The sequence below is a fragment of the Kitasatospora misakiensis genome, assembly GCF_042656005.1.
GTDB lineage: Bacteria > Actinomycetota > Actinomycetes > Streptomycetales > Streptomycetaceae > Kitasatospora > Kitasatospora misakiensis.
Genome location: NZ_JBHSOF010000003.1, coordinates 56,654 through 73,543, shown reverse-complemented (window position 1 = coordinate 73,543; position 16,890 = coordinate 56,654). Strand labels below are relative to the sequence as shown.

Below are 16,890 nucleotides of genomic sequence, written 5' to 3'. Positions count from 1 at the left end.
GGCACCGCCTAGGGACGGGTGGGGATGGGGTCCACCGACGGCCGGTCGCCGGGCCGGGCGTGCTGCCACCAGTTTCGGCCGCCCGCCGTCCCGGGCGCATGGGGCAGCGGTCTCGTCCCCGCCGCACCTGTCACGGAAGGTCACCTTGGCATCGCTGGTAGTGTCGGCCAGGTGGATGAAGAGCAGCCCGCCGAAGACCCCCAGGCACGCGTACCGCAGCCGGACGAGGAGCCGGAGGCCGCGCCCGTCCGGGTCCTGATCGTCGACGACCACCCGCTGTTCCGGGAGGGGTTGAAGGCCGCCCTCGACAGCGCCGAGGGCATCGTCGTGGTCGCCGAGGCCGAGCGCGCGGGCGACGTACCGGAGGCCGTCGCCCGCCACCGCCCCGACATGGTCGTCATGGACCTCTCGTTGCCGGACGGCTCCGGGCTGGAGGCCACCCGCCGGCTCTCCGCCGACCAGCCGGCCCCGCCGGTGCTGATGCTCACCATGGCGGACGACGACGGCAGCCTGCTCGCCGCGCTCCAGGCGGGGGCCCGCGGCTACCTGGTGAAGGGCGCGGGCCGCGAGGAGGTGCTGCACGCGGTCCGGACGGTGGCGGCCGGGGGCGCGGTGTTCGGCGCGGACGTGGCCGAGCGGATCACCACCCTGCTGGCCGGTGCGCGGGTGCGGGAGGCCGGACAGCTCTTCCCGGCGCTCACCGCCCGCGAGGCGGAGGTCCTGGACCTGGTGGCCCGTGGGCTGGACAACCGCAGGATCGCCCGCGAGCTGGTGGTCGCGGAGAAGACGGTGCGCAACCACGTCACCCACATCTTCGAGAAGCTGCACGTCGCCACCCGGGCGGAGGCCGTGGCCCGGGCCAGGGACATGGGCCTCGGCGACAGCTGACCCGCGGACCCGCGGACCCGCCGACGCCCGCGCGCGCCCGGGCACCCGCCCGCATCCGCACCCGCCCCGGCCGGGGTATCCACCCGCATCCGCCCCGGTCCGGACACCCGCACCCGCCCGGGGCCGCGCCCCGACGACGCGGTCGCGCCGCACCCGGGTGGGCATCCCGGTGCACATTCGGGGCCGGGACCGGACCGCCGTCCCGCGCCTCCGGGACGCCAGGACACGGAGGATGCGGGGGAGGAGGCCCACATGAGCGAACCGGCCGCGACCCCGGCCACCACCACGACCCGGCAGGTCACCGCACCCCCGGAGGCCGTGCGCCCGCCGGCCCGGGCCAACCTGCCGGGACCCCCGGTCGCACCCGGGCGGACCGGTCTCACCCCGGCCGCCTGGGCCTGCGGAGCGACCCTGCTCAGCGGACTCGGCTGGGTGCTGCTCGCCGTCACCCACCAGGACGCCGCCTGGGCCACCCCGTTCTACCTCCACGACGGCGAGACCGTCCTCCTCGGCTTCGCCTTCGCGCTCTCCGGGCTGCTCATCCTCGCCCACCGCGCGGGACCGGGTTCCGACGACCCGCCTCCCGCCGCCGCGTCCGCCACCGCTGGCCCCGCTGGCCCCGCCGTCCCGGCCACCGCCGAGCCCCCGGTCGGCCGCAGCCTCGGCCGCTGCCTGCTGGCCGCCGGCCTCGGCGGCTGCCTCTCCCGCTTCGCCCTCCTCGCGGGCGCCGCCGCCGACGCCGGAGAGGCGGTGCAGGCCCTCGGAGCCGCGCTGCTGCTCGCCTCCGTCACCCTGTTCATCTTCGTCTCCCTCGCCCTCCCGCTCTGGCTGCCCGAGGGACGGCTGCCCGGCGGACCGGGCCGCGCGTTCGTCGTCGCCGTCGCCGTCTGGAGCGCCCTGCACGCCTGCGCCGTGCGCCTCGGCAGCCACCTGCCGTACTTCGGCGACGTTCTCGTCCCCCCGGAGAAGCTGCCGCTCGACGAGTGGCACGCGACCCGGGTCGCCTGGGCCATCGTCATCACCAGCCTGATCGTGGCCGCCGTCCGCTGGCGCCGCTCCGCGCGGCCCCACCGCAGCGTCACCGCCGTCCTGGTGCCCTACCTCGTCTGGCTGGTCACGACCAACATCGCGCTTCGGATGGGGAGTTCGGAGAGCGTCGCGGCGGTCGCCTACTTCGCCGGGTCGGCGCTCTGGATGCTCGGCGCGGTCGGCTACGCGTTCACCCGCGACCGCTCCCGCTACCTCGACCGGGCCACCCGCCGGATGCTCAGCGTCCTCGCCCTCACCGCCCTGCTGATCGCCGGCTACCTGGGCATCGCGCTGCTGCTGCGCCGCGCCCTGCCGGAGGCCAGCAGCGCGAGCGCGCAACTGCTGGCGGCCGGCGCCCTGGCCATCGGCGGACTGCTCGGACCCACCACCCGCTGGGTCGTGCGGGCCGTCGACCGCTTCTACTACGGTGAGAGGGCCCGCCCCTACCAGGTGGTGCGGGCCCTCGCCGAACGGCTGAGCCGCGCCGTCAGCCCGGCCGACGCGCCCCCGCTGCTGTGCGACACCGTGGTCACCGCCCTCGGCCTGCCCGGCGCCCGGGTCGTCCTGCACACCCGCACCGGACCGCACGAACTCGCCTCCGTCGGCGCGATCGGGCAGAACAGCCAGGTGTTCCCGCTCAGTTACGAGGGGGCGGTGATCGGCGACCTCTACGCGCCCCCGCGCGTCGGACAGCCGGAACTGGACGCGCAGGACCACGAGGTGCTCCGCTTCCTCGCCGACCAGGCCGCGCCCGCGATCGCCTCGCTGCGGATGTACGAGGAACTGCAGCGCGGGCGGCGGCAGATCGTGCTCGCCCGCGAGGAGGAGCGCCGCCGGCTGCGGCACGACCTGCACGACGGTCTTGGGCCCACGCTCTCGGGGCTGCGGCTGGGCGTCGACACCGCGCGGGCCGCCGTCCCGGAGGGCTCCCCGGCGGCCCGCTCGCTGCGGGCGGTGTCGGCCGGGATCGGGCAGGCGATCGACGAACTGCGGCGGATCACCGAAGGGCTGGCGCCCGCCGCACTCGCGGGGGAGGGGCTCGCGGTGGCGCTGCGGCGGCTGGTCGCGGAGTTGGACGGGCCGCGGGTGCGGATCGCGCTGGTGCTCGACCCGGACCCGCCGCCCGCGCTGCCGGCCGCGGTGGAGGTGGCGGCGCTGCGGATCAGCGGCGAGGCGCTGCACAACGTGCTGCGCCACTCGGCGGCCGGCCAGGCCCGGTTGACGCTGCGGGTGCGACCGGAGGCGGTGGTGGTCGAGGTCTGGGACGACGGCCGCGGGTTTCCGCCGGACGCGTCAGATGTGTCGGACGCCTCGGGCGCGGCGGGCGCGGCGGACCGGACCGGCCCGGTGGATCCGAGGGAGGGCGACGGGGCCGGTGACCGTCGGCGAGCCGGTTCGGGGCTTGGGCTCCGCTCGATGGCCGAGCGGGCCGAGGAACTGGGCGGCCGGTTCACGACGGGCAACCACGACGGCGGGGCGGTCGTCCGCGCGGTCCTGCCCCGGACTCCGGAGCAGTCGTCGGCCGACTGCTGACAACTAACAGATGACAGATATCAGATATCAGATAACAGATAACAGATTTTGAAATCTGTCAGCTGTCGGCCCACTCGGCGCCTCCGCCGCGCCCCCGCCGACCCCCCTCCCTCTTGACGGGATCGCAGGTTCGCTCAATCATCATGGTCGCGTCAACTTTACGGTGCGGTCGGCCCCACGCCCCCTCAGCACCCTTACGTCGTCCGTGAAGTGGCGCGCTTCCGTTCTGCCCCACCAGATACCGGAGCCTCCATTGACCGAGCGCGCCCCGCGGCGATCCCGCCTGCGCCGATCCGCCCTGTCCGCCGCTGCCGCCGTCACCCTCGCGGCCGCCTTCCTCGCCCCGGCCGCCGCCGCGGCTCCGACGGCGCCCGCCCCCGCGGCCCCCGCCGTCCAGGCTCCCTCGCCGGTCGCCGCCGCCCCCGACATCCCGGTGGCCAACGTCAAGGCGCACCTCGCCCAACTCCAGTCGATAGCCACCGCCAACGGCGGCAACCGCGCCCACGGCCGGGCCGGCTACAAGGCCTCGATCGACTACGTGAAGGCCAAGTTGGACGCCGCGGGCTACACCACGACGCTGCTGACCTTCAGCTACAACGGCTCGACCGGCTACAACCTCATCGCCGACTGGCCCGGCGGCGACACCTCGCACGTCGTCATGGCCGGCGCCCACCTGGACTCCGTCACCGGCGGGCCGGGCATCAACGACAACGGCTCCGGCTCCGCCGGCGTCCTGGAGACCGCGCTCGCCGTGTCCCGGGCCGGCCTCAAGCCCACCAAGCACCTGCGGTTCGGCTGGTGGGGCGCCGAGGAGTACGGCATGATCGGCTCCAAGAACTACGTCAACGGCCTTGGCGCCACCGGTCGTTCGAAGATCGACACCTACCTCAACTTCGACATGATCGGCTCGCCCAACCCCGGCTACTTCACGTACCGCTACGACAGCGCGCTCGACGCCCTGTTCCGCGACTACTTCGCGGGCCTCGGCATCACCACCGAGCAGGACTTCGAGGGCGACGGCCGCTCCGACCACGCCCCGTTCCAGAACGCCGGCATCCGGGTCGGCGGCCTGTTCAGCGGCGCCGACTACACCAAGACCAGTGCCCAGGCGGCGAAGTGGGGCGGAACGGCGGGCCAGCCGTTCGACCGCTGCTACCACTCCTCCTGCGACACCACCGCCAACATCAACGACACCGCGCTGGACCGGATGAGCGACGCCATCGCGTACGCGATCTGGACCCTCTCCGCCGGCAGCACCACCCCGCCCACCGGCACCGTCTTCGAGAGCACCGCCGATGTGCAGATCCCGGACGCCGGCTCGGCCGTGACCTCCGACCTCGCCGTCACCGGCCGCACCGGCAACGCCCCGTCCGCGCTCCAGGTCGGCGTGGACATCAAGCACACCTACCGCGGCGACCTCGTCATCGACCTGGTCGCGCCGAACGGCACCGCCTTCCGCCTGAAGGACGCCAGCGGCAACGACTCCGCGGCCAACGTGCAGACCACGTACACCGTGAACGCCTCCGCCGTGCCGGCCAACGGCACCTGGAAGCTCAAGGTCCAGGACACGGGACGCCAGGACACCGGCTACATCGACAGCTGGAAGCTCACCTTCTGACGCATCGTCAGTGAAACGACTCCGGGGGTGCCGGTCCCACGACCGGTACCCCCGGGTCCACTCCGGGTGCGGAGACTACGCCGGCATCTCGTACGCGCCCGAGAGCGCCTCGACCATGCCCCACACCTTCGCCGCCCGCGCGCCGTCCGCGACCGGGCGGCGGACGTGCGCCAGCGCCCACGCCGCCTGGGCCTCGGTGGTGGACGCCTTGCCGTGCAGCTCGGTGGCGTGCGCGGAGAAGTCCCGCACCAGCGCGTCGAAGACCTGGTCCAGCAGGTCCGCGTCCAGCCCGGTCAGCTCGGCCTGCTCCAGCACCAGCTGGCCGTAGACGATCAGCGCGAACAGCTGGCCGATCTCCAGCAGGAAGTCGAGGTCCGCCTGCTGCTCCGCGCTCGGCGCGTGCTCCAGCAGCAACGCGCAGAAGCCGTCGGCCTGCTCGCGGAACCGGGCGACGTTCGGGAGGTGCCCGTGCGCGGCGTAGGCGGCCCGCCAGTCGTGGAAGCGGATCGCGCCGAGGCCCCGGGCCGGGCCCTGCCGGAACAGGAACTCGTCGTCGGCGGCGTCCTGGCGGGTCGGCACCGGCGGGTACTCGGCCGGGGCGAACAGGTAGTTGGCCATGAACTTGAGGATCAGCGCCAGGTTGACGTGGACGGTGCCCTCCAGCTTCGGCAGGCCCCGGATGTCCTTGGCGGCCTTGTCGAAGTAGGTGTCCGCCTCGAAGCCCTTGGCCGCGATGACGTCCCACATGAGGTCGATGACCTTCTCGCCCTCCGTGGTGACCTTCATCTTGGTCATCGGGTTGAAGAGCAGGTAGCGGCGGTCCTCGGGGGAGGCGGTGCGGAAGTAGTCCACCGAGCGGGCGGCGAACAGCTTCATCGCCACCAGCCGCGCGTACGCGTCGGTCAACTCGCGGCGCACGTGCGGGAAGTCGGTGACCCGCTTGCCGTACAGCACCCGGTTGTGGGCGTGCGTCACGGCCTCGTACATCGCGTGCTCGCAGATGCCGACGGAGGCGGTGCACAGGTTGAACTTGCCGACGTTGACGGTGTTCAGGGCGGCGTCGAAGGCGGCCTTGCCGGTGTGCAGGACGTCCTCGGCGCGGACCGGGTACTCCTCCAGCCGGAACTCGCTGACGTACATCTGGGCGTTCACGACGTTCTTGACCAGGTGGTACGCCTCGTGGCGGCTGTCGGCGGCGAAGAAGACGTAGCCCTCCGGCCCCTCGACGTCCGAGCGGCGGCCGAACACGGAGACCAGGCCGGCGACGTTGCCGTTGCCGATGTAGTACTTGGAGCCGGTGGCGGTGAAGCCGCCCTCGCCGTCCGGGGTGAGGACCATGTCGGTCGAGTAGATGTCGGCACCGTGGCTGCGCTCGGAGAGCCCGAACGCCATGACGTGGCCCTCGGCCAGCAGCTTGGCGGCGCGGGCCCGGACGGCCTCGTTCTCGCTCTGCCAGACCGGGCCGAGGCCCAGGATGGTGACCTGCCAGGTGTACCAGTAGCCGAGGCCGTAGAAGCCGAGGATCTCGTTCAGCTCGGCGATCCGGGAGGTGTCCCAGCGCTTCTCCGGGTCGGCGGCGGACGGCGTCAGGAACTCGGCGAACAGGCCTTCCTTGGCGGCGAATTCGAGGAAGTCGGCGTACCAGGCGCGGTCGATGTAGGTGTCGATCAGCGCCTTCTTGCCGCGCGACTCGAACCAGTCCACGGTCGCGCGCAGCAGCCGGCGGGTCGGCTCGTCGAACTGCGCGGGGTCGTAGGTACGCGGGTTGAAGAGCATCGCGGGCTCCGGGGTGTCGAGGGTGGAGGGTGGAATGTCAGTGGGCGACATCGGGGCCCGAGGCGGGCCCGGGCGCGGGAGCAGCGGCGTCCGCGGCCAGCTCGCGCAGGGTGGCGAGCACCTCGTCGAGCCAGGCGAGCGTCATCCGCTCGTACTCGATCCCGCCGCGCAGCACCACGTGCTGGAGCCGCTGCTGGGCGTCGAGCGCGTCCGGCGCCGGGAAGTCGCGCCCTTCGCCGTGCAGGTAGCGGGCGAGCAGGGCGGCGTGGCCGTCCCGGTGCCGTTCGACCTCGGGGATCAGTGCGGCCGGGTCGTCGAAGGCCACCGCCCGGATCCGGACGGCGAGCTCGTGTCGGACGGTCTCCGGTTCGACGGGCTCGCGCAGCCAGGCGGCGAGCGCGGTCCGGCCGGGCGGGGCCGCCGAGTACACCTTCTTGTCCGGCCGCCCGTCCTGGGCGACCTCCTCGACGGAGATCCAGCCGTCCGCCTCCATCCGCCGCAGTACCCGGTAGATCTGCTGGTGGGTGGCGGTCCAGAAGCGGCCGATGGACCGGTCGAAGCGCCGGGCCAGTTCGTAGCCGGAGCCGGGCCGTTCCAGCAGCGAGACGAGGATCGCGTGCTCCAGTGCCATGACCGGCATCCTGCTATGCAACGAGTTGCATACGCAATGGCGGCGGACGGGGTTGAGACGGAGGTCACCCGTAGGCTGAAGTGGCTGAAGTGGACGGGGCGGGCGGGTGGCCGGGCGGACGGTCCGGCGGGCCGGGCAGGGTAGCTTCCCCGGCGAAAAGGTGCAAAACGGTCGATTGGCGCCAGAATGGTACTGGGCTAGCGCCTTCCATGTACCAACCCTAGGAGGTGGTATCGGTGTCTACCCAGATCCCGATGGGCATGGAGCACCATCCGGACATCGTCGAACTCCGGGAGCACTACGAGCGGGTCACCCTGACCCCGCGGGCGCAGGGCGTCGAGGCCCTGGCCATTGTGGCCGGTCTTTTCCTGGCGGCCTCGCCATGGATCGTCGGTTTCACCGCCTTCAACACGCTGACCGTCACCTGCCTGATCGTCGGTCTCGCCTACTGCGTGCTGATGGCCGGTTACGGCTCGGCGTACGAGCGCACCCACGCACGGGCCTGGGCGGCCACCCTGCTCGGCGCGTGGACCGTCATTTCCCCCTGGGTCGTCTCGGGTGAGGTGAACCGGGGCAAGAACATCGTCACCTGCATCATCGCGGGCGGCGTGATGTTCCTGCTGGGGCTCGCCGCCATCTCGATGGCCACCATGACGTCGAACGGAGCCGCGATGCGGCTCGGCCGGGCCGGCCGAGCCAAGGGCTGACGTCCGACGCAAGCCCGACACCCGGGGCGTGGAGCGGCGAGGTCGCCCTCCGCGCCCCGGGCGCGCGTCCGGTGCGGGCCCGGATCGGGACCGGCCCCCTACGGCCGGGTCATCCGCAGCACGTCCAGCGCCTCGTCCAGTTGGTCGACCGTGAGCCGCCCCTGCTCGACGTACCCGCGCTCCAGCACCACCTGGCGGATCGTCTTCCGCTCCGCGAGCGCCTGCTTGGCGACCTTGGCCGCCTCCTCGTACCCGATGTACCGGTTCAGCGGAGTGACCACCGACGGCGAGGACTCCGCGTACTCCCGGGCCCGCTCGACGTTGGCGGTGATGCCGTCCACGGCGCGGTCGGCGAGCAGCCGGGCGCTGTTGGCGAGCAGCCGGACCGACTCCAGCACGTTACGGGCGATCACCGGCAGCATCACATTGAGCTCGAAGTTCCCGCTCGCCCCGGCCACCGTCACGGTGGCGTCGTTGCCGATCACCTGGGCCGAGACCATCAGGACCACCTCGGGCAGCACCGGGTTCACCTTGCCCGGCATGATCGACGAACCGGGCTGGAGGTCCGGGAGGTTGAGCTCGCCGAGGCCGGTGCGCGGGCCCGAGCCCATCCACCGCAGGTCGTTCGCGATCTTCGTGAACCCGACGGCGACGGTGCGCAGTTGGCCGCTCAGCTCGACCAGGCCGTCCCGCGCGCCCTGCGCCTCGAAGTGGTCGCGGGCCTCGGTCAGCGGCAGCCCGGTGGTGCGCGCGACCTCCTCGATCACCGCCGCCGCGAACCCGGGCGGGGTGTTGATGCCGGTGCCCACCGCGGTGCCGCCGAGCGGCAGTTCGGCGACCCGGGGCAGGGTGGCCAGCAGCCGCTCCCGCCCGTGCCGGACCTGCGCCGCGTACCCGCCGAACTCCTGCCCCAGGGTGACCGGCGTGGCGTCCATCAGATGCGTCCGGCCGGCCTTGACGACCAGCGCGAACTCCGCGGACTTGCGCTCCAGCGCCTCGGCCAGGTGCTCCAGCGCGGGGATCAGGTCGTGGCTGACGGCGGCGGTGGCGGCGATGTGGATCGAGGACGGGAAGACGTCGTTGGACGACTGGCTGGCGTTGACGTGGTCGTTGGGGTGGACGGGCCGGCCGAGCCGCTCGCCGGCCAGGGTGGCGATCACCTCGTTGGTGTTCATGTTGGACGAGGTGCCCGAGCCGGTCTGGAACACGTCCACCGGGAACTCGGCGTCCCAGCGGCCCGCCGCGACCTCCTCGGCGGCCGAGACGATCGCGCCGGCGGTCTCCTCGTCCAGCACGCCCAGCCGGGCGTTCACCCGCGCCGCGGCGGCCTTGATCCGCGCCAGCGCGGTGATGTGCGCCCGCTCCAGGCGCTGGCCCGACACGGGGAAGTTCTCCACCGCCCGCTGCGTCTGCGCCTGCCACTTCGCCGCGGCCGGCACCCGCACCTCGCCCATCGAGTCGTGCTCGATCCGGTACTGCTCGTCACCCATCGTGCGCTGCACCTCCTGAACGGTCCCGGCCGGACCGGAGCCCCGCGGATCCAGGGTCCCCGCCCCGGCCGGGTACGGCTTCCGCTGACGACAGCCGCGCGCGGGCCCCGCGTATTTCCGCGCGGCCCCGGCGGCCCCGGAGGCCTCCGCCGGTACGGGACCGCCCGCCTCGTCGCGCGCGGTCCCGGCGGCCTCCCGACCAGCCTTTCCCGACTATCCCAGGACGGCGGTCAGCACCTCGCCCGCCACGGCGCCCGCCTCGGCGACCCGGGTGCCGTCCGGCGCCCAGACCCCGGAGCCGCCCGAGGTCGCGGCGTACGCGCCGGTCGGCCCGGCGAAGGTCGACAGGACCACCCAGAGACCGTTGTCCGCCGCGCGCGCCGGGTACCGCGCCTCCTTGGTCGCCACCGCCTCCGGGCCCGCCCCGTACAGGGTGGAGGCGACGTAGGCGTCGGCGCCGAGCGCGGCGAGCCGCTCGGCGTGCTCGGGGGCGGCCGCGTCCGCGCAGATCGCCAGGCCCAGCCGCCAGCCGTCCAGCTCCAGGACGGACGGCTGCTCGGCGGTGGCGAAGCGTTCGTGCTCCGCGCCGTGCAGGTGGGTCTTGCGGCAGGCCACCCGGGCGCCCGCCCCGGTGACGGCGAGCGTGGCGATGTACTCGCGGCCGTCGGGGTCGGTCACCGGCACGCCGACCAGGGCGGTGGCCCCGGTCTCGGCGCAGGCGGCGACCAGCGGCGCGAGGCGGGCGTCGGACGGGTCGACGGAGGCCGCGGCGAGGTCGTAGCCGGTGAGCGAGAGCTCCGGGAAGACCACCAGACGCACCGCCCCGGCCTCGCGCACGGCGGCGGCGTGCCGCTCGACGTTGATCTCCACGGTGTCGGGACGGCCCGACTCGGCGCAGACGGGCTGGGCGACGGCGACGGTCAGGGGCGCGTTCAGGGGCGCGGACACGGTGGGGCCTCCGGAGAAGATCGGGGAAGACGATCACGATCAACCTATGTGCCGACCGGGAAATCCGACAAGGTTCACTCCTTCGAGTGAAGATCATGAGTCGGCTCGCGGCGCTCGAACGGCTGCTTCGTACGCTCACCCGGAGTCGGGGGAGACACCGGACGAAAGTCCACCGGACACAGGGGCGGGCATGACGGCAGCACACCACCAGGACCGCGACGACCAGCACCACGACGACCATCACGACAGCCATCACGACAACCATCACGACAACCATGCGCAGGACCGGCCCCTCAGCCGGCGCCGCCTCCTCGGCTTCTCCGCCGCCCTCGGCGGTGCCGGCTGGCTGGTGCGCGGCACCGTCGGACCGGACAGCGCCCAGGCCGCCACCCCCGCCCCGCCCGAACTGCCCGCCGGCACCGAGCTGTTCCAGCGCGTCTACCAGAACTGGTCCGGCGAGGTCCGCACCGACCAGCTCTGGACCTGCGCCCCGCGCACCCCCGAGGAGATCCCGGCGCTCGCCGACTGGGCCCGCGCCCACGGCTGGCGCCTGCGGGCCCAGGGCCACCGGCACACCTGGGCGCCGCTCACCGTGGCCGACGGCACCCCCGGCGCGGCGCGCGTACTGCTGCTCGACACCACCCGCCACCTCACCGCGATCACCGCCGACTCCGCCACCACCGTCCGCGCCCAGACCGGCGTGAGCATGGAGGCGCTGCTCGCCCACCTGGCCGACCGCGGCCTCGGCCTCACCGCCGTCCCCGCCCCCGGCGAGCTCACCCTCGGCGGCGTGCTCGCGATCGGCGGCCACGGCACCGCCGTCCCCGCCGCCGGCGAACTGCGCCCGGACGGGCACGGCTACGGCTCGGTCAGCAACCAGGTCACCCGGCTGACCGCCGTCGTCCTCGACCCGGCCACCGACCGGTACACCCTGCGGACCTTCGACCGGTCCGAGGCGGACAGCGCCGCCTTCCTGGTCCACCTCGGCCGGGCGTTCGTCACCGAGGTGGTGCTCCGGGCCGGCGCCGACCGGCCGCTGCGCTGCGTCAGCCGGCTGGACATCCCGGCGACCGAACTCTTCGCCCGCCCCGGTACGTCCACCGGGCTCGGCGGCCTCTCCCGCCCGCGCACCTTCGCCGACTTCGTCGAACGGGACGGCCGGGCCGAGGCGATCTGGTTCGCCTACACCGACCGGCCGTGGCTGAAGACCTGGAGCGTCGCCCCGACCCGCCCGTTCGGCTCCCGCGCCGTCGACGAGCCCTACAACTACCCCTTCTCCGACTCGATTCCGCAACCGGTCGCCGCCCTGGCCGGCGAACTCGTCGCCGGCGCCTGGGGATCGGCCCCGCTGTTCGGCCAACTCCAGTACCTGATCGCCAAGGTGGGACTCACGGGCGACCTCACCGACGTCCTCCTCTCCGGCGGCCTGATCCGCGAGCTGCTCACCGGAGAGGTGCTCACCCACCTGCTCGCCGGCGGCCTGCGCTCCGACCTCTGGGGCCCCTCGCGCACCCTGCTCCAGTACGTCCGCCCCACCACCCTGCGGGTCACGGCCAACGGCTACGCGATCCTCACCCGGCGCGCCGACCTCCAGTGGGTGGTGGCCGAATTCGCCGACCAGTACCGGGGGTTGCTCGACACCTACCGCTCCCACGGGGAGTTCCCGGTGAACGGCGCGGTGGAGATCCGGGTCACCGGCGTCGACGACCCGGCCTGGTCCGGCGTGCCCGGTGCCCGGCCGCCGCTGCTCTCCGCGCTGCGCCCGCGCCCGGACCGGCCCGAATGGGACACCGCCGTCTGGGTCGACGTGCTCGGCTTCCCCGGTACGCCCGGGCTGCACCGTTTCGGCCGGGACCTCGAACAGGCCCTGCTGCGCTCCTTCGACGGCACCCGGGCGGGGCTGCGCGTCGAGTGGTCCAAGGGCTGGGCCTACACCGAGGACGCCGCCTGGGCCGACGCGGACATGCTGGACCGGGTCATCCCGGCCAGCCACCGCGCCGGCGGCGGAGCCGGTTGGGACGAGGCGATCGCCGTGCTGGACCGCCACGACCCGCACCGGGTGTTCGGCAACCCGTTCCTGGACCGGTTGTTGAAGCCCTGACCCGGTCGCGCCCCGCCCGGGGGGTACGGCCATCGGCGGTCCGTCAGATGTGCTCCATCACGATCACCGCGAGGGTGCCCGGCGCCAGGGCGCGGAACACGTGCGGGGCGTCGCCCGGGTAGCTCACGTAGTCGCCCGGGCCCAGTTCGACGGGCGCCCCGGTCGGTCCGGCCAGCGCCCGTCCGGCGCCCAGCAGTACGTGTTCGACGGTGCCGGGCATGTGCGGGTCGGAGGCCCGGGTCTCGCCCGGTTCGGCCTCGATGCGGTAGATGTCGCGGCGGGCGTTGGGCGGGCAGGAGGCCAGCAGGGTCGCGGCGTAGTCGGCCCGCTCCGAGTGGGTGACCGGCCCCTCGCCGGCCCGCACCACCCGGACCACCGGGCGCGGCGGGTCGACCAGCCGACTGAACGGCACGTCCAGCGCGACGCCGAGCGCCCAGAGCGTCTCGACGCTGGGATTGCCGGCGCCCGACTCCAGTTGGGAGAGCGTCGACTTGGCGATTCCGGCCCGGCGGGCCAGTTCGGCCATCGACAGTCCGGCCCGCTCGCGCTCACGCCGGATCGACGCCGAGATCAGCTCGATCAGCTCGCTCCCGGAGGCGCCGGCCCCGGGTCCGCTGTTGCTTCCACTCATCCGCGTTCGCTCCACAGGTCCAAGTGTTCGCCTTGACGAACGAAACCTCTCTGGTTCACTCTACTGGACATGCGTTCGCTCCTCCGAACCCTCGAACGTGCCACGCTCCGTGACATCGCCCTGGTCTGCCTCGCGGACGCCCTGGTGGGCATCTCGTTCGGGGCGATCTCCGTCTCCGGCGGCCTCCCACTCTGGGTGCCGGTCGCCATGTCCGTCCTCGTCTACGCCGGGGGCGCGCAGTTCGCCGCCGTCGGCATCGTGCTCTCCGGCGGCGGCGCGCTCGCCGCCGTCGTCACCGGCCTCGTCCTCAACGCCCGCCTGCTGCCCTTCGGCTTCACCGTCACCGACGTCCTGGACGGCCCTCGCTGGCGCCGGCTGCTCGGCGCGCAACTGCTCACCGACGAGTCCGTCGCGTTCACCCTGTTGGAGTCCGACCCGCGACGGCGCCGGGCGGCGTACTGGGTCTGCGGCTTCGTGCTGTTCGTGGTCTGGAACATCTCCGTCGTCGTCGGCGCGGCGGCAGGCGGTCTGATCGGTGACACCGACGCGCTCGGACTGGACGCCGCCTTCCCCGCCGTCCTGCTCGCCCTCGTCCTTCCCTCGCTCACCGACCGCCGCACCCGCGCCGCCGCCCTGACCGGCGCCGCGGTCGCCGTGGCCGCCACCCCGTTCGTCCCGGCCGGCCTGCCGGTGCTGCTCGCGCTGACCGGGCTGGTGTTCGCCGGGCGCCAGGCCGACACGGGCGAACCGGGCGACACGGGCGGTCAGGCCGAACCGGTCGGCGCCGACGGGCCCGAACGCCCCGCGCCCCTCGCCGAGGAGGTCCACTGATGTCCCTGCTCGCCGTCCTCCTGCTGGCCGCCGGCACCTACGCGTTCCGGCTCGCCGGACCGCTGCTCGGCGACCGGCTGACCGTCTCCGACCGGGTGCGCCGACTGCTCGCCGTCGCCGCGGCCGTGCTGCTCGTCGCCCTGATCGCGACCGGCGCGCTCACCCAGGGCCACGACTTCGCCGGATGGGCGCGCCCGGCCGGTGTCCTGGTCGGGGGCGTCCTCGCGCTGCGGCGCGCGCCGTTCCCGGCCGTGGTGGTCGCGGCCGCCGCGACCACGGCGGTGCTCCGCCTCTGCGGCGTCGCCTGAACCACGGCGGGACGGCGGTTGGGTCGGGGGCATGGCGAGGGCGTCAGCCGGCGCCCCGGCCCTCGGCCGCCGCGAGCCGTTCCTGCTGCACCTCGGGGCGCTTGCTGTCCCAGAGCAGTTCCCACACCTTGAAGACGCAGTGGTAGTCCCGCATGCTCCCCTGGAGGATCAGCAGGTAGCTGTCGCCGTCCCGCAGCAGCCTGCGCCGCCGGGCGTTGAACGGGTGCTGCGGGGTGTACGTCGGGACGATCCGCTTCAGTTCGGCGACCGCGTCCTCCCGGCCGCCCTCGATCTCGGCGAGCACCTTTGTGCCCCAGATCCGGTCGTCGCCGACGCCCTCGGTCTCCTGAACGACCACGGCCCAACGTGCCACGGTTCCACCCCTCACGCCTCGTCCGTGTGCAAAGGCGGTCATCGTAGCGACGCGACCGGCTCGTCCCCCAGGGCGGCCCTGGCCTCGGCCCCGCTACCGTCTTGGGCCCTGACCTCACCGGGTACCGGCAGCGCCTTGTAGAAGATGGTGGTCGCGCACGGCGCCCCCGCCGGGTCGGTCGCGAAGTCCGGCACCGTGCCGACCCGCGTCCAGCCCGCCGCCGCGTACATCCGCTCGGCGGGACTGCCCGTCTCGGTGTCGAGCACCAGCGTCCGGATGCCGCGGCCGACGGCCGCCGACTCCAGGGCCGCGAGCAGCCGGCCGGCCAGGCCGTTGCCCCGGTCCGCCCGGTGGACCATCAACTTGGCGACGTCCGCACGGTGCCGGCCGTTGGCGGTCGTCGCCGGACGCAGCTGCACCGTCCCGGCGATCCGGACGCCGCCTGCGGTGATGCCGGGTTCGGTGCCCGCGCCGGGCTCGGCGCCTTCCCCGGCGTACGCGACCCAGAGCAACAGCCGGCCCGCCGCCACGTCCGGCGCCAGCGCCCGCCACCAGTCGGCCGCCGCACCGCGGTCGAGCGGAGCGAGGAACCCGACCGAGGAGCCCCCGTCGACGGTGTCCGCGAGCAACTCGCCCAGGCGGACCGCCGCGTCGCGCAGTTCCTCCGCGGTCACCGGCCGAATTGTGTACATGCTCACTCCCTCGTCTCCGGCGGTCCGGGGACGGGTCCCGTGCGGAATACTCGCCGGTACCCAACGCCGCGACCGGTTCGCGTCCGCCGAGAGTACAAGGAGCTTCAATGGCGAAGCCGCCCAGGATCGACCCCGCCGACCTGCTCGCCGTCGGCGACCTGCTCACCGACGAGGAGCGGCTCGTCCGCGACACCGTGCGGAAGTTCGCCGACGACCGGATCCGCCCGCACATCGGCGAATGGTTCGAGCGCGGGGTCTTCCCCGCCCGCGAACTCGCCCCCGAACTCGGCGCCCTCGGCGTGCTCGGCATGCACCTCGACGGTTACGGCTGCACCGGCTCGACCGCCGTCGCCTACGGGGTCGCCTGCATGGAACTGGAAGCCGCCGACTCGGGCCTGCGCAGCTTCGTCTCCGTCCAGGGCTCGCTGGCCATGCGCGCCATCCACGCGTTCGGCTCCGAGGAGCAGAAGCAGCGCTGGCTGCCCGGCCTCGCCGCCGGCGAACTGATCGGCTGCTTCGCCCTCACCGAACCGGACTTCGGCTCCGACCCCGCCAACATGCGCACCCGGGCCCGCCGCAAGGGCGCCGGCGAGGGCGCGGACTGGGTGCTCTCCGGCTCCAAGATGTGGATCACCAACGGCTCCATCTCCGATGTCGCGGTCGTCTGGGCGCAGACCGACGACGGCGTCCGCGGCTTCCTGGTCGAACCCGGCATGCCCGGCTTCACCACCACCGACGTGCACGGCAAACTGTCGCTGCGCGCCTCGGTGACCAGCGAACTCGCCTTCGACGAGCTCGTGTTGCCCGCCGACGCCGTCCTCCCGGGCGTCACCGGCCTGCGCGGACCGCTCTCCTCCCTGAACGAGGCCCGCTACGGCATCCTCTGGGGCACCGTCGGCGCCGCCCGCGACTGCTACACCGCCGCCCTCGACTACGCGAAGACCCGCGTCCAGTTCGACCGCCCGATCGCCGGGTTCCAGCTCACCCAGCAGAAGCTCGTCGAGATGATGCTGGAGGTGGAGAAGGCCTACCTGGTCGCGCTGCGGATCGGCCGGCTCAAGGACGAGGGCGCGGCGCGCCCGGCGCACATCAGCTTCGGCAAGCTCAACAACGTCCGGGCCGCCCTGGAGATCGCCCGCAGCGCCCGCACCGTGCTCGGCGCCAACGGCATCACCACCGAGTACCCGGTCCTGCGGCACGCCAACAACCTGGAGTCGGTGCTCACTTACGAGGGCACCAGCGAGATCCACACCCTCGTCCTCGGCGAGGCGATCACCGGCGAGTCCGCCTACCGCTGACCGGCTGCCGCTGCTCCGCGCTCCGTGCTCCGTCCG

General features: G+C 73.5%; 15 protein-coding genes. 8 read left to right on the top strand and 7 right to left on the bottom strand.

All coding sequences use genetic code 11. The features are described 5' to 3' along the window. Positions 1-255: 255 nt before the first annotated feature. The 3 genes from ACFP3U_RS04205 to ACFP3U_RS04195 all read left to right on the top strand — a co-directional run bounded on the left by ACFP3U_RS04205 (position 256) and on the right by ACFP3U_RS04195 (position 5,068). Complete coding sequence (locus ACFP3U_RS04205; RefSeq protein WP_380223956.1) at positions 256-888, top strand: response regulator; 633 nt, start codon at positions 256-258, stop codon at positions 886-888. A gap of 252 nt (positions 889-1,140) precedes the next feature. Next, the gene (locus ACFP3U_RS04200; protein WP_380223782.1) at positions 1,141-3,450 is read left to right on the top strand and encodes a sensor histidine kinase; all 2,310 of its coding nucleotides are present in this window, start codon (positions 1,141-1,143) and stop codon (positions 3,448-3,450) included. 283 nt (positions 3,451-3,733) lie between these two features. Continuing rightward, positions 3,734-5,068 carry a M28 family metallopeptidase gene (locus ACFP3U_RS04195; protein ID WP_380223955.1) on the top strand — a complete coding sequence of 445 codons (1,335 nt, stop codon included), beginning with the start codon at positions 3,734-3,736 and terminating at the stop codon, positions 5,066-5,068. A 75-nt stretch (positions 5,069-5,143) separates the two neighbouring features. Here ACFP3U_RS04195 and ACFP3U_RS04190 read toward each other — a convergent pair whose 3' ends face one another. After that, positions 5,144-6,895, bottom strand: a complete 1,752-nt coding sequence (locus ACFP3U_RS04190) for an acyl-CoA dehydrogenase family protein (protein WP_380223781.1) — start codon at positions 6,893-6,895, stop codon at positions 5,144-5,146. Next, positions 6,882-7,475: a PadR family transcriptional regulator gene (locus ACFP3U_RS04185; protein ID WP_380223780.1), complete on the bottom strand. Its 594-nt coding sequence runs from the start codon at positions 7,473-7,475 to the stop codon at positions 6,882-6,884. Before ACFP3U_RS04185 ends, ACFP3U_RS04190 begins: the two co-directional genes overlap by 14 nt. A gap of 236 nt (positions 7,476-7,711) precedes the next feature. On the opposite strand from ACFP3U_RS04185, the gene ACFP3U_RS04180 reads away from it, so the two are divergent. After that, complete coding sequence (locus ACFP3U_RS04180; RefSeq protein WP_380223779.1) at positions 7,712-8,182, top strand: SPW repeat protein; 471 nt, start codon at positions 7,712-7,714, stop codon at positions 8,180-8,182. Between the two features lie 98 nt (positions 8,183-8,280). Here the strand turns inward: ACFP3U_RS04180 and ACFP3U_RS04175 are convergent, their stop codons facing one another. Together ACFP3U_RS04175 and ACFP3U_RS04170 are read right to left on the bottom strand one after the other, a co-directional pair. Continuing rightward, positions 8,281-9,672, bottom strand: coding sequence for a class II fumarate hydratase (locus ACFP3U_RS04175; RefSeq protein WP_380223778.1), 1,392 nt, complete (start codon positions 9,670-9,672; stop codon positions 8,281-8,283). A 213-nt stretch (positions 9,673-9,885) separates the two neighbouring features. Beyond that, a complete protein-coding gene (locus tag ACFP3U_RS04170; RefSeq protein WP_380223777.1) occupies positions 9,886-10,620 on the bottom strand; it encodes a carbon-nitrogen hydrolase family protein in 735 nt (244 codons plus the stop codon). A gap of 190 nt (positions 10,621-10,810) precedes the next feature. Here ACFP3U_RS04170 and ACFP3U_RS04165 point away from each other — a divergent pair, with 190 nt between their 5' ends. Continuing rightward, positions 10,811-12,721 (top strand): cholesterol oxidase substrate-binding domain-containing protein, encoded by a 1,911-nt coding sequence (locus ACFP3U_RS04165; RefSeq protein ID WP_380223776.1) that lies wholly within the window; start codon positions 10,811-10,813, stop codon positions 12,719-12,721. A 43-nt stretch (positions 12,722-12,764) separates the two neighbouring features. Here ACFP3U_RS04165 and ACFP3U_RS04160 read toward each other — a convergent pair whose 3' ends face one another. Next, complete coding sequence (locus ACFP3U_RS04160) at positions 12,765-13,352, bottom strand: helix-turn-helix domain-containing protein (protein ID WP_380223775.1); 588 nt, start codon at positions 13,350-13,352, stop codon at positions 12,765-12,767. A gap of 69 nt (positions 13,353-13,421) precedes the next feature. Here ACFP3U_RS04160 and ACFP3U_RS04155 point away from each other — a divergent pair, with 69 nt between their 5' ends. After that, entirely contained in the window at positions 13,422-14,183 is a 762-nt protein-coding gene (locus ACFP3U_RS04155) for an AzlC family ABC transporter permease (RefSeq protein WP_380223774.1), read from the top strand. Then, the gene (locus ACFP3U_RS04150) at positions 14,183-14,491 is read left to right on the top strand and encodes an AzlD domain-containing protein (protein WP_380223773.1); all 309 of its coding nucleotides are present in this window, start codon (positions 14,183-14,185) and stop codon (positions 14,489-14,491) included. Before ACFP3U_RS04155 ends, ACFP3U_RS04150 begins: the two co-directional genes overlap by 1 nt. A gap of 43 nt (positions 14,492-14,534) precedes the next feature. Here the strand turns inward: ACFP3U_RS04150 and ACFP3U_RS04145 are convergent, their stop codons facing one another. Next, positions 14,535-14,864 (bottom strand): hypothetical protein, encoded by a 330-nt coding sequence (locus ACFP3U_RS04145; RefSeq protein ID WP_380223771.1) that lies wholly within the window; start codon positions 14,862-14,864, stop codon positions 14,535-14,537. A 38-nt stretch (positions 14,865-14,902) separates the two neighbouring features. Next, positions 14,903-15,556 (bottom strand): GNAT family N-acetyltransferase, encoded by a 654-nt coding sequence (locus ACFP3U_RS04140; protein ID WP_380223770.1) that lies wholly within the window; start codon positions 15,554-15,556, stop codon positions 14,903-14,905. A 107-nt stretch (positions 15,557-15,663) separates the two neighbouring features. Between ACFP3U_RS04140 and ACFP3U_RS04135 the strand changes: the two genes are divergently transcribed. Then, positions 15,664-16,854: an acyl-CoA dehydrogenase family protein gene (locus ACFP3U_RS04135; protein ID WP_380223769.1), complete on the top strand. Its 1,191-nt coding sequence runs from the start codon at positions 15,664-15,666 to the stop codon at positions 16,852-16,854. The last annotated feature ends 36 nt before the right edge of the window (positions 16,855-16,890 follow it).